General features: G+C 61.3%; 15 protein-coding genes and 1 pseudogene. 3 read left to right on the forward strand and 13 right to left on the reverse strand.

What is annotated here, in order from left to right:
• Window positions 1–193 precede the first annotated feature (193 nt).
• The 5 genes from AzCIB_RS07050 to AzCIB_RS07070 form a co-directional block, all read right to left on the reverse strand.
• Entirely contained in the window at window positions 194–889 is a 696-nt protein-coding gene (locus tag AzCIB_RS07050) for a thermonuclease family protein (protein ID WP_050415242.1), read from the reverse strand.
• 404 nt (window positions 890–1,293) lie between these two features.
• A complete protein-coding gene (locus AzCIB_RS07055) occupies window positions 1,294–1,989 on the reverse strand; it encodes a hypothetical protein (protein ID WP_050415243.1) in 696 nt (231 codons plus the stop codon).
• Window positions 1,986–3,632, reverse strand: coding sequence for a hypothetical protein (locus tag AzCIB_RS07060; RefSeq protein ID WP_157058445.1), 1,647 nt, complete (start codon window positions 3,630–3,632; stop codon window positions 1,986–1,988). The genes AzCIB_RS07055 and AzCIB_RS07060 overlap by 4 nt, the downstream gene beginning before the upstream one ends.
• Window positions 3,629–4,450 carry a hypothetical protein gene (locus AzCIB_RS07065; protein WP_157058446.1) on the reverse strand — a complete coding sequence of 274 codons (822 nt, stop codon included), beginning with the start codon at window positions 4,448–4,450 and terminating at the stop codon, window positions 3,629–3,631. The genes AzCIB_RS07060 and AzCIB_RS07065 overlap by 4 nt, the downstream gene beginning before the upstream one ends.
• Window positions 4,450–5,916: a hypothetical protein gene (locus tag AzCIB_RS07070; RefSeq protein WP_050415246.1), complete on the reverse strand. Its 1,467-nt coding sequence runs from the start codon at window positions 5,914–5,916 to the stop codon at window positions 4,450–4,452. The genes AzCIB_RS07065 and AzCIB_RS07070 overlap by 1 nt, the downstream gene beginning before the upstream one ends.
• Window positions 5,917–6,782: 866 nt before the next feature.
• Here AzCIB_RS07070 and AzCIB_RS24635 point away from each other — a divergent pair.
• Window positions 6,783–6,992: pseudogene (locus AzCIB_RS24635) on the forward strand (transposase); the annotation flags it as partial.
• Between the two features lie 29 nt (window positions 6,993–7,021).
• Here AzCIB_RS24635 and AzCIB_RS07075 read toward each other — a convergent pair.
• The 8 genes from AzCIB_RS07075 to AzCIB_RS07110 form a co-directional block, all read right to left on the reverse strand.
• Window positions 7,022–7,738, reverse strand: a complete 717-nt coding sequence (locus AzCIB_RS07075; protein ID WP_050415247.1) for an SOS response-associated peptidase — start codon at window positions 7,736–7,738, stop codon at window positions 7,022–7,024.
• 191 nt (window positions 7,739–7,929) lie between these two features.
• Window positions 7,930–9,912: an SbcC/MukB-like Walker B domain-containing protein gene (locus tag AzCIB_RS07080; RefSeq protein WP_050415248.1), complete on the reverse strand. Its 1,983-nt coding sequence runs from the start codon at window positions 9,910–9,912 to the stop codon at window positions 7,930–7,932.
• The gene (locus tag AzCIB_RS07085) at window positions 9,818–11,764 is read right to left on the reverse strand and encodes an AAA family ATPase (RefSeq protein ID WP_050415249.1); all 1,947 of its coding nucleotides are present in this window, start codon (window positions 11,762–11,764) and stop codon (window positions 9,818–9,820) included. Before AzCIB_RS07085 ends, AzCIB_RS07080 begins: the two co-directional genes overlap by 95 nt.
• Window positions 11,761–13,029 carry an exonuclease SbcCD subunit D C-terminal domain-containing protein gene (locus AzCIB_RS07090; protein ID WP_050415250.1) on the reverse strand — a complete coding sequence of 423 codons (1,269 nt, stop codon included), beginning with the start codon at window positions 13,027–13,029 and terminating at the stop codon, window positions 11,761–11,763. Before AzCIB_RS07090 ends, AzCIB_RS07085 begins: the two co-directional genes overlap by 4 nt.
• Window positions 13,030–13,149: 120 nt before the next feature.
• A complete protein-coding gene (locus AzCIB_RS07095; RefSeq protein WP_157058447.1) occupies window positions 13,150–13,821 on the reverse strand; it encodes a hypothetical protein in 672 nt (223 codons plus the stop codon).
• Window positions 13,822–13,957: 136 nt separating this feature from the next.
• Entirely contained in the window at window positions 13,958–14,239 is a 282-nt protein-coding gene (locus AzCIB_RS07100; RefSeq protein ID WP_050415252.1) for a hypothetical protein, read from the reverse strand.
• Between the two features lie 11 nt (window positions 14,240–14,250).
• Complete coding sequence (locus tag AzCIB_RS07105; RefSeq protein ID WP_050415253.1) at window positions 14,251–14,688, reverse strand: hypothetical protein; 438 nt, start codon at window positions 14,686–14,688, stop codon at window positions 14,251–14,253.
• A 239-nt stretch (window positions 14,689–14,927) separates the two neighbouring features.
• Window positions 14,928–15,386, reverse strand: a complete 459-nt coding sequence (locus AzCIB_RS07110; protein WP_232299379.1) for a type II toxin-antitoxin system RelE/ParE family toxin — start codon at window positions 15,384–15,386, stop codon at window positions 14,928–14,930.
• Window positions 15,387–16,365: 979 nt separating this feature from the next.
• Here AzCIB_RS07110 and AzCIB_RS23680 point away from each other — a divergent pair.
• Together AzCIB_RS23680 and AzCIB_RS07115 are read left to right on the forward strand one after the other, a co-directional pair.
• Window positions 16,366–17,298, forward strand: a complete 933-nt coding sequence (locus tag AzCIB_RS23680; protein ID WP_083446904.1) for an ankyrin repeat domain-containing protein — start codon at window positions 16,366–16,368, stop codon at window positions 17,296–17,298.
• Window positions 17,299–17,661: 363 nt separating this feature from the next.
• Window positions 17,662–19,362, forward strand: coding sequence for an IS1634 family transposase (locus AzCIB_RS07115; protein WP_050415254.1), 1,701 nt, complete (start codon window positions 17,662–17,664; stop codon window positions 19,360–19,362).
• The last annotated feature ends 1,028 nt before the right edge of the window (window positions 19,363–20,390 follow it).

Below are 20,390 nucleotides of genomic sequence, written 5' to 3' on the forward strand. Positions count from 1 at the left end.
TTGGCAGGCATCCTTCCACTGCCGATCCGATAGTTTTCAGGGCAGAGCACCCCTTTGACAGTCAGCTTTCTGGCGAGAACGAACTACCGCTCCTGGGCGGACAGAGACCTCGCCACGTCGCCGGCCAACACCTGGAGTGCGCAGAAATCAGTTGGTTGGGCTCAAGGGGCCCGTTGGATCATCCGCTTTACTGTCAACACAACTTCTCGCATGGCAACCCATCCCTGTCGCCGTCGAGTCGATAGAGGCCACAGCTGTTGAGGTAGAACTGAGCTTCCGCGCACGAATTCATTTCTCTACAGTAGCGCTTGCCTGCGCAGGAAAAACCACTGCTCGCTTCATTACGTCCGTGAGTCATCGCCGCGGCTGGTGCTGATGCGATCGCATAGGCGGCCCCATGGAATTCGCGGGAGGTCAAATTCGTACCGTGCCGCCAGTCGGAGGGTCGAATCGGGTCTGGTTCCGACCACAGGCCGAGATGACTTGCGCGTGCTGCAGATTGAGCTTCGAAGTACGCTGGGTCACGCGCGTATTGGTCATAGACCCAGGCCATGCCGCTAGTCACCATCTCGCGATTGATGTCATGACCAGCAAATATCACTGTCCCGACCGTGCGGCCGTAGCGATCTGTCGTCTCGACCTCGATGGTGACCTTTTTGCCGAATACATGGTTCGCAAGCGCCTGCTTGGCCTTTTGTCCGAAGCTCTGCCCTTTCTCGGGCGCGTCGATCTGAGCCAGGCGGACCTTGACCTGTCTTTTCTCTTCGGTGAGGCACGTTAGGGTGTCCCCATCGGAGACGCCCACGACTCGACAGGAAATGCTCTCCGCATGCACGTTGAAAACTGTGATGAGCGCAACGGCAAAAATCAAAGTTCGTGTCAGGGTCATACGTTGTGGTGAAGCGCGACTAACTAGTAAGAGTGAGCGGGCTGCACCGACCAGGGCGGTTTGGAAATTCTTAGCGCATCCATGGCACTGGGCCCCTGACCCGACAGTTTCTTTAGGCCAACGGTCAGCTGCCGGTTTCGTTGTTCAGATTCACGAGAAAGTCTTGCGCTTAGTCCCCCCTACCGCGCACCACGCGGGCGATCCAGCCAAAGAAAGTCTCGCCGGGGAGGCGGTCCAGTGGGTCAGGTTGGCGTACCCTTTGGGGTTGGCGGGCATATGGACTTTCAGGACGCGGTTCCGGGCGCGAGGCAGGCTCCCGGTGTCGCGCAGGATCACGCGACCAGATGCGGTAGAGGTGCGCGGTCATGGCATCGAGACTGCGCACCAGGCCCTTCATCTCGGCATCATGATCCTGCATTGCGCACTTTCCGAATAGCTGGAACAAAAGCCGAAGACACGGCATCGCGAGCATCCACATACCGAGTCGCCTCATTGAAGGTGACTGTGTAGCGGCAGTCTGGTTTTAGCGCCGTGATCGGGCTGAATGCCTTCCGGAAATCTGCCAGCGACAGCTCCCTGACACTGTCGAAGTTATGCCCTAGGATGTGGAGCACCTGCGCGAGCTGCGGCGTGTTCTCCGTGAAACGGATCGTGGAGTCAGTCGCCACGACGGTTGCGACTTTCGTCACCACCTTCTTGCCATCCACCACATCGTAGAGGCATGGGGGCTTGCCCGATCCCTCCTCGAGCTTCCGGAGCTTCTCGAGCCGCTCTTGCACCTTCTCGACCCCGCCTGCATCCGCCACTGCCTTCTGTGCCGAGGTCGCCTTCTCAATTCCACCCCACTTCGCCATGAAGTCGGCAAAGCCCTTGAGTTCGGTAATGGGCGCGAGGCGGGTGAGGAGATCGGTCAGCTCGGTGAGATTCGATACGCCGGCCGCCTTTTTCAACTCCTCGACTTGCTGCTTTTCGACGCCGCGCTGCTCCTCCGCCTCCCGTTGGTTCGCTTGAGCGACCACGTAAATCAGCATCCCGAAAAAGAAGACCTGTACCAGAAAGTCGATCAGGGTAAAGAAGAAGACGTCGTCCGCGCGTTTCACGCTGCCACCTGCTGCCGCTGCTGAGTACGGTCAATGATCATCTGCGCCATCTGCGCTAGGCGTTCCGTTAGCAACGTTACCGCTTCGCCCGATCGACGCGCGTCGGCGTCCAGCACCCCGGCGGAGGACGCGATCGCAGCCTTGACCTCCTCGGATGCGTGGATTAAGTTTTTCTGGGATGCATCAATCGCGGTCGCGAACTTCGGCAGAAGCTGCTCGATCACGCCGATGGATGAATGTAGACTTTTTGCGGTACCGATAAGCTGCGCGCCGCTGTTCGGGCCCTGTGCAGCAGCAAACATTTCGGCCTTCAGCCTTTCCGCATGGGCGGCCGCATCGGTGATCGCCTGCACGATATGCGTAAGCGCGTCAGGAATTCCGGCGCTCGCAGCGGTCAGGTCCTTGATCGGTTGCGGGAGGCTGTTGAGCTGATTTGCGAGGCGATGCGCAACCTGCCCGGCCTGGTCGAACTGGGACCTCAAACCCTCGACGTTGCCCACGAGCTTGGGTAGCGCCTCGGCTGTATGGTCCAGCGCTATCGAAAGGCGGCCGGTTGCCCCTGCAGTTTCATCGATCCGTGTAACCGCTCCGCCGAGGCGCTCGGTCACCTCAACAAGCGAATCCATCTGTTCCTGCGTTTTTTTGGCCATCGTTCGCATCTTCTGAAACGTCGGACCGGTATCGGCCACCGCGGAAGCGGCATGCGCCAGTTCGGTCGTGACTCCATGGACGGCGCGCGACCCTTCCACGATCACGGCACTTGCATCACTCAGGGCTGCGGCCGATTTGACGATCGCGCCTTCGTTACCGGCGAGCAGTTCGACGTTCGTCCTGAGCGTATCCAGCGCGCGGTTAAGTGCGGCGGATGTTGTGATTGACTGCTGGGTGAGGTCCGTGCCGGCGCGTGTTGCCGAGGCGTATTCGGCTAGGCCCTTGTTCAGCAATGTCACTGCTTCCAGGGTCGCCTTCACACTGCGGGTGAGTGCATCGCGTTCTGCCGCAAAGCTCACATCGGAGGCCAACGCACGTACCTCATTGAGCCCGTCGCGCGCAGAGGTGAGCGTCAGCTTCATCTCCTGATCGAATACATGTGCCATGTCGCGCAGGACCTTCTCGGTGGCGGCACGAGAGACCTCCGACACCTCGGCCGTCCGATTGATCACCACCACCGACAATTCAGCAATGCGGTTTGATGCGAGCTCGACGTTGTCGACCATCTCGCGTGAGCGCTTCAGGTAATGATCGAGAATAGCTTCGGGCGACTCGCGATCCTCAACCGTCGCGACGCTACTCAAGTGCATGCGGGCGATCACGGCATAGCCAGTGGCGATCAATCCGACACCGAACTGATAGACGACAGTGTTGATATCCGTTGAGGCGCCGCGGCTCGCGATCGTCATCGCGCTGATGCCCAAGGCCGCCACGGTGACGAGAAAGCCAAAGTAATAGACGCTGTCGATCGCCGTATGGCTTAGGCCCTTCTTTGCCTTGGGGTACAGATAACCCAAATGATAAATGATCATTGGGGCCACACCCGCCGCCATTGATAGCAGCGGTCCAAGATTTACCATCGTCGCTCCGATCAGCAATCCGAACGACAGGAGGATGAACCTGAGAAGACTGTTGAAGTGAGAGCCTGTCATTGCCGAATTCCCGATGTGGAGCTGGTGAGTGTGCCGCCGGGGAGGTAGTCGAGCGTTAGCTCGGCGCGCGAGCCCGAGTTGTTACCGAAAAACCACGGCCATAGCTGATCGCGGCACTTCAAGTTCTGGAGGGGCTGGTCGTTGCGGGGCACCAAGTTCAATACGACCTTCGTGTTCTTGAACTCGGGCCGCTCCTGCGAGCCCTGCCGCGAGGCGCGGAAGCGGCTCACAACGTCCGCGGCCCCCCCGCAGCGGAGCAGGGAAAACCGCTCCGTGTGTTCGAGCATGTCCGAGTAGATGAGCAACGTATTGCGTTCGCCGCGCAGGTACTGACTCAACGAGAGATCTGTGATCGCCTGCGCAATGGGCGACTCCCGGCCTGCGACGGGTAGGATTTGCAGCGCCTCCCGGATCGGCTTCTCGAAGTTCTGCTGGAAGCGCTTGCGCAGCATCTGCACGTTCTCGACGGCCCGGTTACCGTCCTCGCGCGGGCGGCACACAGACACGATTGGCTTAAGCGACTGACGGGTGATGTCCGAGATGGTGAAGACGCTTACCCGTTCATTGATTTGGACCTCATCGAGGATGTGGCGCATCGAACGCGCCATGATCTCCTCAAGCGTCTGGTCGCTAAGGCGATCGCTGTGATCGAGAATTACGACGGTGTTAGCCGTCACTGACCCCACGCAATTGTCTGGAGCAGGCTTCGGCTTATCACCCACCAATATCTTTGCGCCAACCAGAGCGAGCATCGCGGCGACCCCGATGCCGATCATCAAGAGCCCTTGCTTGTCTTTCTTGCTCAGAGTCTTGGCCATCATGCCCCCGCAACGGCAACGGTGCGGGAGATGGTCGGCGAGCTACGATCGATGGCCTCCCGTGCATCCTCTTCCACCCCGGCAATGAAGACGTCGAAGGTATGTCCAAGTGCGTTGGTCGCATTGCCTGCGAGTTCCTTCAACTTGTCGTTCAGCGGGCCTTCGTGACGAGTGCGCGTCTCGGCAATCTCGGCTTGCAGTTCCTCGATGTCGCTCAGGATCGCCGGCGCTGCATCGCTATTGACCAGCGAGACCAAATCTTCGGTGTGCTTGAAATAGGCGGGTGCGTCGTTAGCACGGATCGAAAGGTTGGCTTGTCGGTAGGCGCCAAGCACGAGCGCGTAGTCGCGCTGGATGGCTTGGGCCTGAGTGTGAAGCTTGGTCACTGACTGCTGCAGTTCGGCTGAGCGGGTCGATATGCGTGTGACGAGTTGCGTCGGTTCATGCACGGCCGCCTGGACTTCAGTGCGTTGGCGCTGCAGGAAGTCGCGGATCTTCACGCGCAGTTCTGCTTGTTTTTCGAGCTCTAGGGTGCGGCGCTCCTTCAAGCTGCGGTCCTTGGCGCCGTAGCCCGGGTGTTTGTCATCAAGCGTGTAGCCCTTCCAGAACGCCACGATGCTTAAGAGCAAGCCGAAACCGAACAGGACGAAGCTGCTAATGTCCGCAATCTGCATGTCGAACACGTAGATCTTGATCGCTTCGCCGCTCGCTCGCGTGAAGGCTTCGCGCACCAGCAGGTAGTCCGTCGGATCCGCCAGCATCTGGTATTCGGCGCGGAAGGCCGAGAACAGCGCATTACAGTAGATGGCGCCCGCAATAAAGACGAGCAGGGCGAGCCAGCCGTAGATCTTCTTGTCGAAATCCACTAAGTTCTGGTTTCGGAAGAAGTAGCCCAGCCCCATCGCGCCGCCCATGTTGAGGATGGAAATCGCAAGCGCGACCATCGCACCCCCCAGCAGTCCTTGCGCGTTCTCGTAGAAGAAGGCATTTACGATGGTCTCGAACACAACACATAACGCGACGAGCCCGAAGTGGTGAATCAGGCTGTCAGGATAGCGAGCTTCCTCATGGATGTTGTTTTTGGCGCGAAAGGCTTTCCAGTCGACCTCTGCCCTCATCCGGGCCTCGGTCGCAGCGACGAGCCCGGCGCGCTCCGCCGCAAGATCCATGTCGATCGTATCCCGCACGGACTGATCGGAGACGAGTTGCTTGACCTTGGCCTGAAGCTCGATGAGCTTCTGCTGTGTATCCATCACTATGCGCGACGTCTCGGTCAGCCCGTTGCCAAAGATTTGTTGCTCGGCGGCCATCCACTTTGCTGCCTGGGCGCGCAGGTCGGCCTCGTACTGATCCGGGTGAGTAGCGTCCTTGGAGGGGCGATGCTTCTGGGCTTCCTTAATCCCCTTCTTCTGGTACTCATCGACCAGTGCGCTGAATTCTGCGTTGTAGTGAGCGGGCGTGGGCATAGGTTCTGACCTTGTGATGACGACAGGCTAGGTGCGAGCGGACTGAGGGGCAGGCTCTTCGGGAATGGAAGCGATGATGCCTGCGTGTCGACAGTGATCCGTAAGCAACTTCTCGAGAAGGTTGGTTTGACTGCGCTGCTCCCGCTCAGCGGCCAATTTCAGTAGGCGCTTGAATTCCGAGGTCACGCGCATGTTGATGGTTTCGCATTTGTCCTGCGCCACTGCTCACCTCAATCATGTAATGCGCATTACAGTACATCTTGTTACCAATTTGAATCAAGTATGCACTGCGGAAAGTGATGCGATGGAAACAATGTCTTTGGCTAACGCATAGTGAATACTTGCGGCCGGAGCGGACAGTAGCGAACCGAGCCGCTGCCGTCCGTGATGAGTCCGTCACCGGTCGCATATTAGGAGAACGCGACGAAACGCCACTCTGCACGCCACCCTGCAAGCGGACTTGGTCGCGGAGCAGGAGGGCGTGCCCATGTCTTGACCGACTAGTGCCGAGGCGGAGCTGACTTCCGACTGACCGGTTTGTGGGACGGATGTGTGGCCGGAACTGGCGGCGTCGAGTCACAGCGGGGGGGCGAGGTTGACAGCCGTAAACCGGACGTCCAAGAGGGGCCAGGCGGAGAAATTCTGAGCGAATCGCCATCGGCCGGTTCTGGCCGCGTGCGTGAGTTCAGTACTCGCACCGGAATGTTGACTTTGACGAGCCGAAATTCGCAAGCATGGAAGTCGAGTCCGGGCGACGACGAGGCAGTGAACTCGCTGTCTCCCGGTACGCCGCCTGCTCGACCGTGGCTGCCGGTCAACAGCTCTCGGTGCCGAGCGGAGCGCAACCCGGAGCGGAGGGGGGCTTCGGGCGTCTGACGCCCGACTTCAATACCGTTGCTTACCGCCGTAAGGAAGATCCGAGGGGGATCCGTCGTGTCTGCCGCCAGTTCGGCGTGCTGTGCCGTGAACTGGCGCTCTTCACCGAAGCCATGGTTGCGATCGACGGCAGCAAGTTCAAGGCAGCCAATAAGCGCTACCGCAACTTCACCAGCGCCAAGCGGCAACGGCTCATGGATGCCTCTAAGCGAGGGGGCCGCGCAATCGGTCAGCTAGGAAAGCCGACCCGTTCGACCAGCTCTGGACCCTCCGTCCGGGGATTGCCGACCGCTCGACCGACGGGGTAAGCCTCCATGCGGCTCACTGGAAACTCGCTGGCCAGCTCCCGCACGAGCCCCGGGTCGGTGATGCCCGGATCGAGCCATGCCGCGTAATTCTCGGGCCGGAGGATCACGGGCATGCGGTCGTGGATCGGGCGAACGAGATCGTTGGCGGCCGTCGTCAGAATCGCGAACGTTAGCACCTCGCCGTCAGTGCCGTTCCACCGTTCGAGCAGCCCGCCGAACCCGAACAGCACCTCACCGCCCGCTGGGCGGATGAAATACGGCTGCTTGCCACCGGCCACAGGTTGCCACTCGTAGAAGCCGCACGCAGGCACGAGGACACGGGACCGTCTGATCGCATCGCGGAACATCGGCTTTCCCGCCGCGGTTTCGATCTTCGCGTTGATCGGTTGTGAGAGCTTGCCGGGTTCTTTGATCCAGCGTGGTAGCAATCCCCAGCGAGCAGCGAGGATCTCGTGATGCTTGCCTGCTGCGTGGATCACCGGAGCGGACTGCGTCGGCGCGATGTTGTAGCGGTCAGTCCAGCCGAATGGATTCGGCGCATCGCGCGGAATGATCTCGAAGTCGTCATAGCCAAGGTCGACATCGAACTGCCTGCAGGCGCGGGAGATAGGACCATAGAGCGCGTATCGACCGCACATGGCAGGGCCTCAACTTGTGGCAACGCAGGCACCCTACACCGAATGGCGGCCTACCGCTAAACGGCACGTTTGCACAGCTTTCAGCCACGTTGACGTTCGTTCGGATTCGCCGCCTTTATTGTGCGTATCAAACGGGCCGCCTTGTGCCTCCGCCGAGTCTTGGTGGCGATCGGTGGGGCAGTGCTCGAATTTCATGCTGCCGCATTCTCCACGACCACGCGGCTCTGTCCACCGGGTTGGCGTTTGAGGACGATGCGGGTGCCGATGCGCTCGGTCATCTCGGCGACGTGCGAGATCACACCCACTTTGCGGCCGAGCGACTGCAGGCTGTCGAGGGCATCCATTGCGATGCGCAGCGTGTCCGCATCGAGGCTGCCGAAGCCTTCGTCGATGAAGAGCGATTCGACGCACACACGGTGCGAGGACAGCGACGCGAGGCCCAGCGCCAGCGCGAGCGAAACGAGGAAGGATTCGCCACCCGAGAGCGAATGCACCGAGCGGTGTTCGTCCCCCATGTCCTGGTCGATCACCATCAGCGCCAGGGTGTTGGGCACGCGCTCGAGGCGATAACGCCGAGCGAGATCCTTGAGGTGTTCGTTCGCGTAGGCGATGAGGATGTCGAGGGTGAGCTGCTGCGCATAGTTCCGGAACTTCTTCCCGTCGGCCGAGCCGATGAGTTCGTTCATCTGCGCCCAGACCCGGGCAGCGGCTTCCTGGGCGTCGATCTGCGCGACGAGTTCGGCGGATTGGCGCCGCGCCAGGTCGTCCTGTGACAGGGCGAGCTTGACCGCCTCGAGGGTGCCCCGCACGGCATCGATTTGGCTGCGCACCTCGGCGAGGGCCGCATCGAGCGCGGCGGGCGCATCTTCAATGGGGAGGGACCACGCAGGGCGGGCTGCCTGGTGGGCCTGCCGCTGCTGCGTGAGGGTGGTCAGGGCGCCCATCGCGGTTGCAACGGCCGTGTCGAGCGCTTGCAAGGCCTTGCGCTCGGCGGCGAGCCAGGCTGCATCGTGGGCGAGGAGGGTGGCGAGCTCCCGCCGATCCAGAGGCGCGTCGGTGGTGTCGGCGTTGAAGTTGGCGATCCACTCGGTGAGCGCCGTCTCGGCCGCGCCGCGAGCCGCCTCCGTATCCACTTTGCGGCGGGTGAGGCCCTCCAGGGCGCTCTGGGCGCGGGTGAGCGCGGTGGCGCAGTCCTTCAGGCGGACTTCGCACGCGTCGAGTCGTTGTGTCGACCGGGCGTTCGCCGCCTCAAGGGTCGCTTCGATCTCGGCGACGCTGAACGTCTCGGCGTCGCGTTCGGAATCCTCTTCATTGCCCGCCGGCAGCCGCAAACCCGCAAAGACCTGAGCGCGGGCCTGACGCTTGGCCTCCACGGCAGACGCGGCAGTGGTGGCCTTCAGGCGGGCGGCTTCATAGTGCTTCGAGGCTTGCTCGGTCAGCTTTCGGGCGCCGTCGAGGGCCGTATCCAGTTGTGCGATGCGTTGCCGCAACTCGTTCGCGGCTTTGTCCTGTGCTCTCCAGTCGCGGGCGCTGCGTTCGAGCGCTGCGCGGTGCCCTGCAGGATCCGCGGTCCAGGCCGCACGCCACTCGGCCTCGCCCAGTTCGGCCTGCATCGGTTCAAGCTCCGTGAGCTGGCTGTTCAGGCGTTGTTCGGCCGCATTGTGATTGGCCTCGGCCGCTTCGCGCCGGGCACCGATCTCGCCGAGGCGCTGCCGCAGGGTGTTGAGCGTTTCCTGCGTTTTTCCCAGTTGGACGCTGCTTTGTTCATGCTGGCTACGCGCCTGCTTGAGCGCCTCCTGCGCTGCACGCAGGGCAGCCTCCTCCCGTGCTAGTGCTTCACGGTCCTTGCCGAGCGCCGTGTTGCGATCGGCGAGCCACGTCTTGGCGTCCGTGGTGGCATCCGGCGGGACTTCGCCGAAGGCCTCTGCCTGGGCGGTGCGCGCATCTGCCCAAGCCACCGTGGCTGCTGCAACCCGTTCGGCAAGGCCGGTGCGTTGAGCTTCGAGCTCACGGGACTGAGCTTGAAGCGTGGTGCGTTCTTGGCGAAGCGCACCCAACTCGATCTCCGCAGCGCGGTGCTTAGTCTGGGCGGCCTCGCGCCGCTGGGTCAGGGCGTCGAGCGCGTTGTCGAGGGCGGGATGCGCCGTGACGTAGGGGGTGCTCTTGGCTTCCACAGACGGGGCAGGGCGCGTCGGGGCGCAACTGCGCCCGCAAGGCCTCGATGCTTTCCTGCGAGGCCTCGAACACGACTTTCCAGCTGGCCTCAATCTCGGCCAGAGCCGTGGCCAGCGCAGGCAGCTCGCGTTCGAGTGCATCGTGTCGGGTGGTGGTCTTGGCGATGGTCTCGGTGAGCTTTCCGTGCTGATCGTTAAGACTCGCGTGATCGCGCTGCACGGCATCCAGTGCGTCGAGCCGGGCGCGGCCTTCAAGCAGCCGTTCGTGCTGGCGCGTGAGCCGTTCGCTACGCCGGGACAGCGCCGTGCTGTCGAAGCGATCGGCGGCCCTAGAAGCAAACTCCAAGGTTGCGGTCCGCTCCTGGTGGATCTTTGCCGTCGCCTCGTGTGCAGCGTGCGCCGCTTTCGCGTTTGCCTTGAGCGCCTCCTGTTCGGATCGGGCCTTCTGCAAGGCGGTCGTCGCGGTGAGCAAGTCCGAGCGGGCGGTTTCGGCGTTGCCGAGAAGGCTATCCCAGCGCGGCCAGCCTTCGGCCAGCGTGCGCAGGCGAGCGTGGTCGGCGAGCCAGGCTTGCGCTTGCGTCAGTTGTCCCCGGGCCGCACCGAGGGCCGATTCCGTGCTGGTTTGATCGCGCCGGGCCGTAGCGTGTGCATTTTCGGCGTCGGTGAGGGCCTGGGTCGCTGCGGTATGGTCGGCGGCAAGGGTGACGAGGGCCGCATCGAGTTCGCGGGCAGCGTCTAGCCGGGGCTTGAAGGCTTGCGCGATGGCGCGCAGCGCCTCGCGGTGTTGCTTGGCGGCCTCCATCGCGGTCTCCGCGGCCTGCTCCTGGGTCAGTGCGGTGTCGGCCGCGCCGCGGGCGGTAGCCGTCTCCTCGTTGAGCTTTTGCAGCGCCGCCTCTTGGCGTCCGATGTCCTCGTGCAGCGGGCGGGCTGCTTGCACCGCCTCGACGCGTTCGAGTTGGCGCTGGCGCGGCAGGGCGTTGTCGCGAGCGGTCACCGCTTGCTGCCACGTCGTACGGGCGGCGTCCTCCCGCGTGGCGACGTCGCGAAGATCCTGGTGCCAGCGCAACTGGCGTTCGAGCAGGCCTTTGCGCTCGGCATGGGCGAGGAGGGTGGTCTCCGCCGTCGCCCGCTCCGCTTCCTTAGCAGTGCGTTCGTCGGCCGCGAGGGGCTGTTGCAGGGCGAGGAGTCCCCGCAAGCGCTCGAGCAATTCCTGTTCGCGCTTGTGACGCTCGTAGGCGCGGCGCGACAGCACTTCGAAGCGGTCGCGGCCGGTGAGTGTCTGCAGCAGCGTGCCCCGTTCGTCCTCGCTCGCCTTCAAGAAGGTGAAGAACTCGTTCTGCGCGAGCAGCACGGCGCGTGTGAACTGCTCGAAACTGAGTCCGATGCGCTGCTGGATGAGGTCGAGCACCTCCGTCTTGTTGCCGCCGAGCGGACGTTCCTCGGGCAGCTGCAGGAGCGTCATCGAGGATTGCTGAAGCTTGCCGTCAGCCTTGGTGCGGGCCCGTCGCACACTCCAGCGGGAGCGGTAGTCGATGCCGTCGTTGCCGCGGAAGTCGACCTCGGCAAACCCTTCGGCGCAGCCGCGGCGTAGCAGGTTGCGCGGATCGCTCGGTTGGGTGGTTTCCTCCCCGACGTCGGGCAGCTTGATGCCGCGGCTGTCGGCCCCGCGCATGCGCGGCGTGTTGTCGAAGAGGGCGAGGCACAGCGCATCGAGGAGCGTGCTCTTGCCCGCACCGGTGGGGCCGCAGATGGCGAAGAGTCCCGCCGAAGCGAGCGGATCGCTTTGAAAGTCGATGGCGAACGCCCCTGCGAGCGAGGCGAGGTTGTGACCACGGATGGCGAGGATTCTCATGCCGACACCTCCTCGCTAGGATCGAGCTGCAGTTCGGCGAAGGCACGCCGCAGCGCCGTCATCATTTCCTCGCGTCCTTCCAGGTCAGGGTTGATGCGCTGTCCGCACAGCCGCTCGAAGACCTGCTCCGGTTCGAGTTTTTCGAGATCGGTGAGGGACACGATGGGGCGCTCGGACTCAGCCTTGGCACGGTGGCTGGTGGGGTCGATGCGCGCCAGCCGCACGGGTTGGCCCGCCAAGGCGTCTTCGATCCGGGCCCGCAGGCCCGGCTCCGGCGCGTCTAGCCGCACCCGGACTTCGAGGAAGGGTTGCGCTTCGGGCGGCAGGCCGGCGTAGGCAGAGAGGTCGAGCTCGGCCAGTTCGGCGAGTGCCTCGTCGAGCGGGGCGTGCGTCTTCGGCACGCGCAGCAGCTCAACACTGCGCGGCACGCGGATCGGGCGGATCGCCTTCGCGGTTTCGCCTTCGAGCTCGACGCACACGATCTGATGCGGGTAGTCGATCTCGGCGAAGGACATCGGCAGCGGACTGCCGCTATAACGCAGGTTGGCCTGGCCATTGACCTGCTGCGCAAGATGCAGGTGGCCGAGGGCCGTATAGGCAATGGCGACGTCGAAGACGTCCGCGGGCAGCGCCTCGGCGCCGCCGATGACGATGCGCCGCTCGGAGTTCTCGGAGGCTTTGCCGGCGACCATGTGGCAGTGCCCCATGGCGACTATGGCCTGGCCGGGCAGGCGCTTCGCCTGCGCGTTGGCGAGCGCTCGCTGGTACAGGGCCGCGACGCCCGCAAGGTAGGCGTCCGCGGCGCCCTCGATCCGTGGCACGTCCCCCGGGCGCAGGAAGGGCATCGCGATGCACCATGCGCGCACCTCCCCATCGCGGGCCTTCAGCGGCACGACGAGGCGGTCGAGGTCGAAGGCATCCGGGCCGTGGCGATCCACCTGCCCGACGACGCTCGCGTCGAAGAGTTCGAGGAAGGGGCGGGTGGCCTCCAGCCGGCCCGGCGAATCGTGGTTGCCGGCGATCACGACGATATTGAGCGCCGGTGCTCGCTCGCGAGCGGCCGTGAGAAAGCGCGCGAACTGGTGCTGCGCCTGGGCTGACGGATTGGCGGTATCGAACACGTCACCCGCGATCAGCAGGGCGTCGGGCGCTTCCGCTTCGATTTGCGCGAGCAGCCAGTCGAGAAACTGCGCGTGCTCGTAGCTGCGGTCAAAGTCGTGGAGCGTCTGGCCGAGATGCCAGTCGGAGGTGTGCAGGAGGCGCATCGGTCGGAGGTCTCGTCGAATCGGGGGCAATCGGTTAAGTCGCTTATGGGTGAATACCGCGCCGCAGGCGTGAGGCGCCCATGATAAATGGTTTGGCGGAAGTGCCGCCGTGGCATGGATTCATTCGCTCTCCGCCGCCATGCAGTGGGCGTAGGTGGTCAATTCCGCCGCGAGTTCAGCGGCCGGCCGGGGTGTGAGAGCGAGGCAGCGCCGGAAGCGTGGCTCTTCGCTGCGATCCCACAGGATGCCGATGCCGTGCTCCCAATATGAAAGGTAGGCTTCGCCGAGGGCGTCGGCGTAGTGGTTACCCATGCCCACCGAGCAATCGAGCGCGAAGGCCCAGTTGTTGGCGCGCATGCAGACGCCCGTCTCGGGGTGAGGGGTCTGGCCGAGGGCGGTCAAGTAGTCGGCTGACTTGCCGTCCAGCGGGCGATAGGTGCAGACACACAATCTCCCATCGCGTGTGGGTTGGAGTGCAGCGATGAGCTCGTTGCCCCGCTGCACGGTCACGATGGTGGTCGTCAGATCGACCCCGCCCAAGCGCAGCCACCAGTTGGATCCGGAAAGCTCGTGGGACAGCTCTAGTGTGTCGCGGGCGAGCAGTTGTGCGAGCCGCGCCATCGCCGGCTCCAACTGTTGCCACCCGCGCTCGTCGCTGGCGCTTGCGCACTGCAGGCCGAAGAGCATCTCGGCAAGCGGCGGTGTTGCGGTGTCGATTGTGGCGAGCACGGCGGCACGAACCGGGTAGGGCATCTCGGGCAAGCCCAGGGCGCGCAGTATTTCGGCTGGCACAGCGAGTTCGGTCAGTTCCGGCATCGGCGAGGCTCAAGTGGAGGGGGGGACGGGCAGGGGGAGTCGCGTGACGGGCGTTCTGCCGCTTCCTGCTTTGCTACGCATTGTCAAACGGGTCGAGCTCATAGGATGAGCCTCACAAGCTTGTCGGGTGGTGAGCGTCGGCGCTGCGGTGCGGCGGATAGCGCCTGCGGATCTCCAGATAGCACCGCATCAGATCATCCTCGCCGACCGCCCCCGCGAAGAACGATCGCTCCAGCACCTCGCGCAGAACCTCGAGGCTCAGTGCGTTGGCGGGAATGCGGGCGATGGCGCCCGCAACGCGGTCGTACTCGTCCTCCATGCCGTCACAGACAGTGCAGCCCGTGTGGGTGGGGTCGTGTCGATAGTGAATGCGTGAAATGAATTCCTGATGCATGGCGATGGCCTTCAGGCGGCTTCAAGTTGCCGTGAGGTGGTGGGCTCGACAGCGGTCATGTCCTTGTAGAAGTAGATCGCCTGGTCGTACGGCACGATCTGGAACCCTTGTAGGAGCGAAGGGGAGAGGCGATCGGCCATCCTTCGGTACAGTCGTCGCTTCTTGTCGCTCGCGGCCTGGATCCAGAAGTAGCTGGGCCGGCTCGATTTGATCCACTGCGCGGTGAGTTCCATCACCCGGCGCATGACCTCGATCGGTTTTGGGCAGACGCCGATGTCTTCAGTGCTGATGACGATGTCGTCATCATCCCAGCCGAGCATCAGATCCTCCATCGGCACCAGACGCAGCTTGTAGTTACTGTCTTCGAGGGCGAAGGCCACCTGGTGGTCATCAGTGACCGACCACACGTAACGCCAGCCGCCAACAAAGAACTCGACCCTTTGTCCCATCACACCCTCCACATCGGGTTGGACCAGTGCACGGGGTCAGAGTAGCGCCGTGGCGCGACGGACCTTGTCGCATTCGTCGGCGCGGGGGATGGCGCCGGCAATGTCGAGAATGGATCAGGCTGCCGGAACAAATCTGAACATCAGGGGTGGCGCCTCTCGGGCTTCCGCACCGTCTCCCCCATCGGAGGGTGGCCCCTGTGCAGACAGCAATACTGGGGCGCGAATACCGGGCGGTCGCGTCAGGCTAAGGTGTCCGGGTCTTGCATCCAAGCGGGAATATCGCGCTGGCCATGCAACACACGCCAGACATCAATGAGGTCCAACCGTTCTACGTAGAAGACGACGTAAGGGTGGCGAGACAGTGACCAAGATCGAAGACCGGGAATGTCCACTTCTTGGCCATAGCGAGGTAAGCCCGTACCGGGATGGCGGCCAATATGGGTATAGGCCTGTTCCAATGCGTCGATGAAATCGAGTGCGACCGACGCGGTACCCTCATCGAGGTAGTAGGCGACCACGTCGTCGGCGTCTAGATTGGCCCGCGCACCCGGTTGTGCTGCCCCGCCGGCGTTTGGGCGAAAAGTGAGGGGCCGCGCCATTGATCTCGTCCACCAGCTCCGGGTCGATGCCGTAAGCCGCGTCGAGATCACGACCCCGTGCAACTGAGCCCGCAGCTCGTCCCAGCGCTCGCGCAACACGTCCCAGTTCCGCTCGTCGTAGGTGCCCCGAAACACCACCGGACGCACCAGAATCAGTGGTCACGCCGCATTTTCGGCACCCTTGCCGAGGCATTCCTCCATCTGCGTCGCAGTCAATTTGATATGAAAACACGTTGATTTCATCGTGTTTTCAGCGACAGCTTATGGTGATCCTAGTTTGAATCGAACAGGGCACTTTGTTGGCATGCCTGCAGAATTGGAAGTGCAGCAAAGCATTGAAAAACCGGCAAAAATTTAGATATGTGTTATGGTACAAAATGTGCTACACGCGTGACGTGCGCGCGTTTTACGTAAACATTAAGTAAGTAATGTAAACATAGTTTAAGATTGTCTTTGTATTAGTTAACTTATTAAGAAAGACTATACTTTTGTCGGGAACGAAAAATTTTGAAAAACTAAGGGAAGTGTGATGGAAGCAGCGTGAGAAACACTTTATGAAGTCGACACGCCTGGATAGACTCGTAAAGGACGTCGCATAGCGACGTCTCTCAGGCGAAATTCTTTGAGGATGTCGAGAAAGGAGTGTTGAGTTCGATTTGCCCGATATCGTGAATATTTTATGTTTACGGATAGCGCGCGCGGGAAATTGAAAAAAACGGCCTGTGGGCCGTTTTTGGGGTCTGGGTAGGTGTTGGTATTGTCGCTCGTGGAAAAGTTCGGCCATGAGGCTATAAATCGATTCTAGAGGTATTGCCTCTGTGCGGAGGGATGCATCCTGAAGAAACGCCCTATGGCCTTGTCTAGTTTTGGCGTCGGGTCGCTTGTTCGGTCAATTTCTCTGGGGTACTGAACAAGTTCGCTATAGAGGTGTGGAGTTTGCCTCGAGCATCACGCACAGTCCGTATGTCTAAACCGCATCCGCCCGCATCGCACGGATGATCTCGACTTGCAGTGTTGACGTTCGTCAAGCCAGTGCCCCCTGAGCGCGTTAAGATTGACTTTTTTGTGATGCTCAGACATGCACGATCTTTGTGAAGCGGTGCGTCGCGGTGATATCAATGCCGTTCGATCGAAGCTCATGGCCGGCGCAGACCCCGATCAATGTTCATGGGGCGATGAAACGTCGCTGATGATCGCAGCGAAAGACGGATCCACTGACATAGTCATTTGTTTGCTTGAGGCAGGAGCCGAATTCGATTTCCTGGATTTGAATAACAAGACAGCTTTAATGCATGCCGTTGCCGCGGGACATTCCGATGTCGTGGACGTGATCATTAATGCGGATTCGCAGTTTCAAGACGAAGCTAGATACATTTCTGAACTGCTTGGAATTGCCGCAAGTCACGGTCATGCCGAAATGGTAGATAAGTTTCTACGTCTAGGCGCCGAAGTGGACGGGGCTATCGATGACGCCGGGAACAGCGCATTGATGGTGGCCGCTCGGAGTAATAGAGGCCCAGTCGTGCGTTCACTCGTCCGCGCCGGGGCAAATGTCAAAAGGGAGAACAGCGGTGGTCTCTCGCCACTGTTGATTGCAGTTCAGCACGGGGACGAAGACATCGTTGAATTCCTGATCGAATCCAGTGCGAGTTCGGCACAGATGTCAGATCTGCTCTTGATTGCAGCGAGCCGCGGACACGCTTCAATAGTACGCAGGCTGATCGTATCGGGAGCCGATATCAACAAGGTCGGGGATGACAAGAGGTCACCTCTCGATATTGCCTTGGATTTTGCTGAGTACAAAACTGCAAAATTACTTATCGATTTGGGTGCAGATGATAGCAAGGTTGATAGGCGACACAGGTGGTTTTGTGCCGCCGCTAAGTCATTAAGGGCGGGCAACGATCGCGCGCTGCTTCGGGCAATCAAAAAAATCCGAGTATCGCCTCAATCAATTGCGAGAAGAGATACTCCAGCGTATTACGATTGCCAATCACGACATACTCAATGAGTTCGGAGAACTCGGTGACGAGTACCGTGCCGCAGTCATGAAGCGCGTCGCGAGCGGAACTGCAGTGTCCGATGTCGTGAGATCGGATCCCTCCGTTCGAGCCCGCGGTATCAGCCGCGCACGGGACGTTCTCTGAGAGGGTTCCTGCGTAGGCGAGTCGAGAGGCTAGTCCCAGGGGCGATTCACCGACAGCGTCTCGGGGGCCCGAGTTCGACAGTTCAGCCCCAAAAACGCCGTTTTTTGAGCAATCGAGCCAGTGTTTATGCGGGTTGTAGGCCTATTTTTCAAAAAGTCGTGTGGTGGCACGTTTGTAATATTAATCGTCAATATTGACGTTACATGTAGTGCTGCTAAAGTGGCGGCATGCATGTCAAAATCACCACCTCCGGCTCGCGCCGCTACGTCCAGCTCGTCGAGTCCTATCGGGATGACGCCGGCCGGGTGAAGAAGCGTACCGTGGCGACGCTGGGACGGCTCGATCAGGTGGGCGGCGAGCTCGATTCGGTGATCAGCGGTTTGCTGAAGGTTGCTGGCCACGAGCCGCTGGCGGCCAAGCCCCCGGCGCCGTCGGTCTCGTTCGAATCGGCCCGCGCGCTCGGTGATGTCTGGGCACTCACGGAACTATGGAAAGAGCTGGGCTTTGGCGCGCTGCGGCGGGTGTTTCGCAAGACGCGCCACACCACGGACATCGAAGCCCTGATCCGGGTGATGGTGCTCAACCGGCTGTGTGATCCGGACTCCAAACTCGGGGTGCTGCGCTGGGTGGAGACGGTCGCCTTGCCGGAAGTCGATGTCACCGTGATCACCCACCAGCAATTGCTACGCAGCATGGACGCCTTGATGGATCACCAGGCCGATGTCGATGCCGTGGTGGCCGGGCTGCTGCGCCCGCTGATCGATCAGGAGCTGTCGGTGGTGTTCTACGACCTCACCACGATCCGCACCGAAGGCCTGACGACCGTCGAGGGTGACGTGCGTCAGTTCGGCATGGCCAAGGAAGGACTCATTGCGCGCCAATTCATGCTGGGGGTGGTGCAGACCGCCGAGGGGTTGCCGATCTATCACGAGGTGTTCGCGGGCAACGCCTCGGAGACAAAGACGCTGCTGCCCACCCTCACGACCGTCCTTGAGCGCTTTCCCAAGGTGCGCCGGCTCATCCTCGTGGCTGACCGCGGGCTGCTGAGCCTGGACAATCTCGACGCGCTACAGGCGATCCGGCTGGCCAACGGGCAGACACTGGAATTCATCATCGCCGTACCGGGCCGGCGCTATCACGAATTTGCCGATCTGCTGGGAGACTTCCACCAGAACCACTGCATCGCGGCCGCTCAAGAGGTGAGCGGTGAGTTGGTCTGGAACGGACTGCGCCTGGTGGTGGCGCATGACCCCGCAACGGCGGCGGCGCAGACACAACGGCGCGGCGAGCAGATCAACGAACTCATCGCCTTGGGTGACCAATGGGCGGGCAAACTGGTCGATCAGGACGAAGGCGTCAAACGCCGGGGGCGCAAGCTCTCGGACAGCGGCGCCAAGGCGCGCTTCTACCATGCGGTGTGCGAGGCGCACCTGTCAAAGATCATCAAGGTCGATCTACCGGCCGAACTCTTCAGCTATGACATCGACGCGATGGCTCGTGCGCTGGCGGAGATGATGGATGGCAAGTTGCTGCTCGTGACCAACACGCAGGATATGACGCCCGAGGATATCGTCGGACGCTACAAGTCGCTGGCCGACATTGAGCGCGGCTTCAAGGTGCTGAAATCCGAGATCGAGATCGGGCCGGTGTATCACCGGTTGCCCGAACGGATCCGGGCGCATGCATCGATCTGCTTCATGGCGCTGATCCTGCACCGGATCATGCGCGCCCGACTGCGCGCGGCAGACACCGGACTGACCCCGGAGCGCGCCCTCGAACAACTGCATCGCATTCAGCACCATCGCATTCGCCTGAACGGCGCCGAGCCGGTGACAGGGGTGTCTTCGATTAACTCCGATCAGAGCGAGGTCCTCAGTGCCCTCAGGGTGAAAAAACCGGTCGCGCCGCAACAACTGACGCTGTTGTAGTGGAGCGTTTTAAAGCCTGACCTAACGAAATCAGATAGTTACGAGATTAACTGTCGAATTCCGGCGGGGGGTATCGATTGTTCAATTGCTCAGACGAACAAAAGGCGCACACGTCTTCCGTGTGCGCCTTCATGCTTGACCTACGATGGGGTTTGCCCCATCAGCGATCTTGCGCAATCGGTTCCTAGCCTGAGAACCGTTTCATTTCAACCCTCAGGAGTTGCCCCCTGAGGCAATATCAGCCACACGTTTCGGTTCCTAGGCTGCGAACCATTTCATTTCAATCCTCAGGAGTTGCCCCCCGAGGCAATATCAACCGCACGTCTCGGTTCCTAGCCAGCGAACCAATTCATTTTCAATCCTCAGGAGTTGCCCCCCGAGGCAATATCAACCGCACGTCTCGGTTCCTAGTCAGCGAACCAATTCATTTTCAATCCTCAGGAGTTGCCCCCCGAGGCAATATCAGCCACACGTTTCGGTTCCTAGGCTGCGAACCATTTCATTTCAATCCTCAGGAGTTGCCCCCCGAGGCAATATCAGCCACACGTTTGGGTTCCTAGGCTGCGAACCATTTCATTTCAATCCTCAGGAGTTGCCCCCCGAGGCAATATCAACCGCACGTCTCGGTTCCTAGCCAGCGAACCAATTCATTTCAATCCTCAGGAGTTGCCCCCCGAGGCAATATCAGCCACACGTTTCGGTTCCTAGGCTGCGAACCATTTCATTTCAATCCTCAGGAGTTGCCCCCCGAGGCAATATCAGCCACACGTTTCGGTTCCTAGGCTGCGAACCATTTCATTTCAATCCTCAGGAGTTGCCCCCCGAGGCAATATCAACCGCACGTCTCGGTTCCTAGCCAGCGAACCAATTCATTTCAATCCTCAGGAGTTGCCCCCCGAGGCAATATCAGCCACACGTCTCGGTTCCTAGCCTGCGAACCATTTCATTTCAATCCTCTGCTGTTACGCTGAGGCAATATCTTCGGTGCGTCCGGTTCATGACCTGCGAACCGCTTTTCACTTCAACCC

The sequence above is a fragment of the Azoarcus sp. CIB genome, assembly GCF_001190925.1.
Classification (GTDB): domain Bacteria; phylum Pseudomonadota; class Gammaproteobacteria; order Burkholderiales; family Rhodocyclaceae; genus Aromatoleum.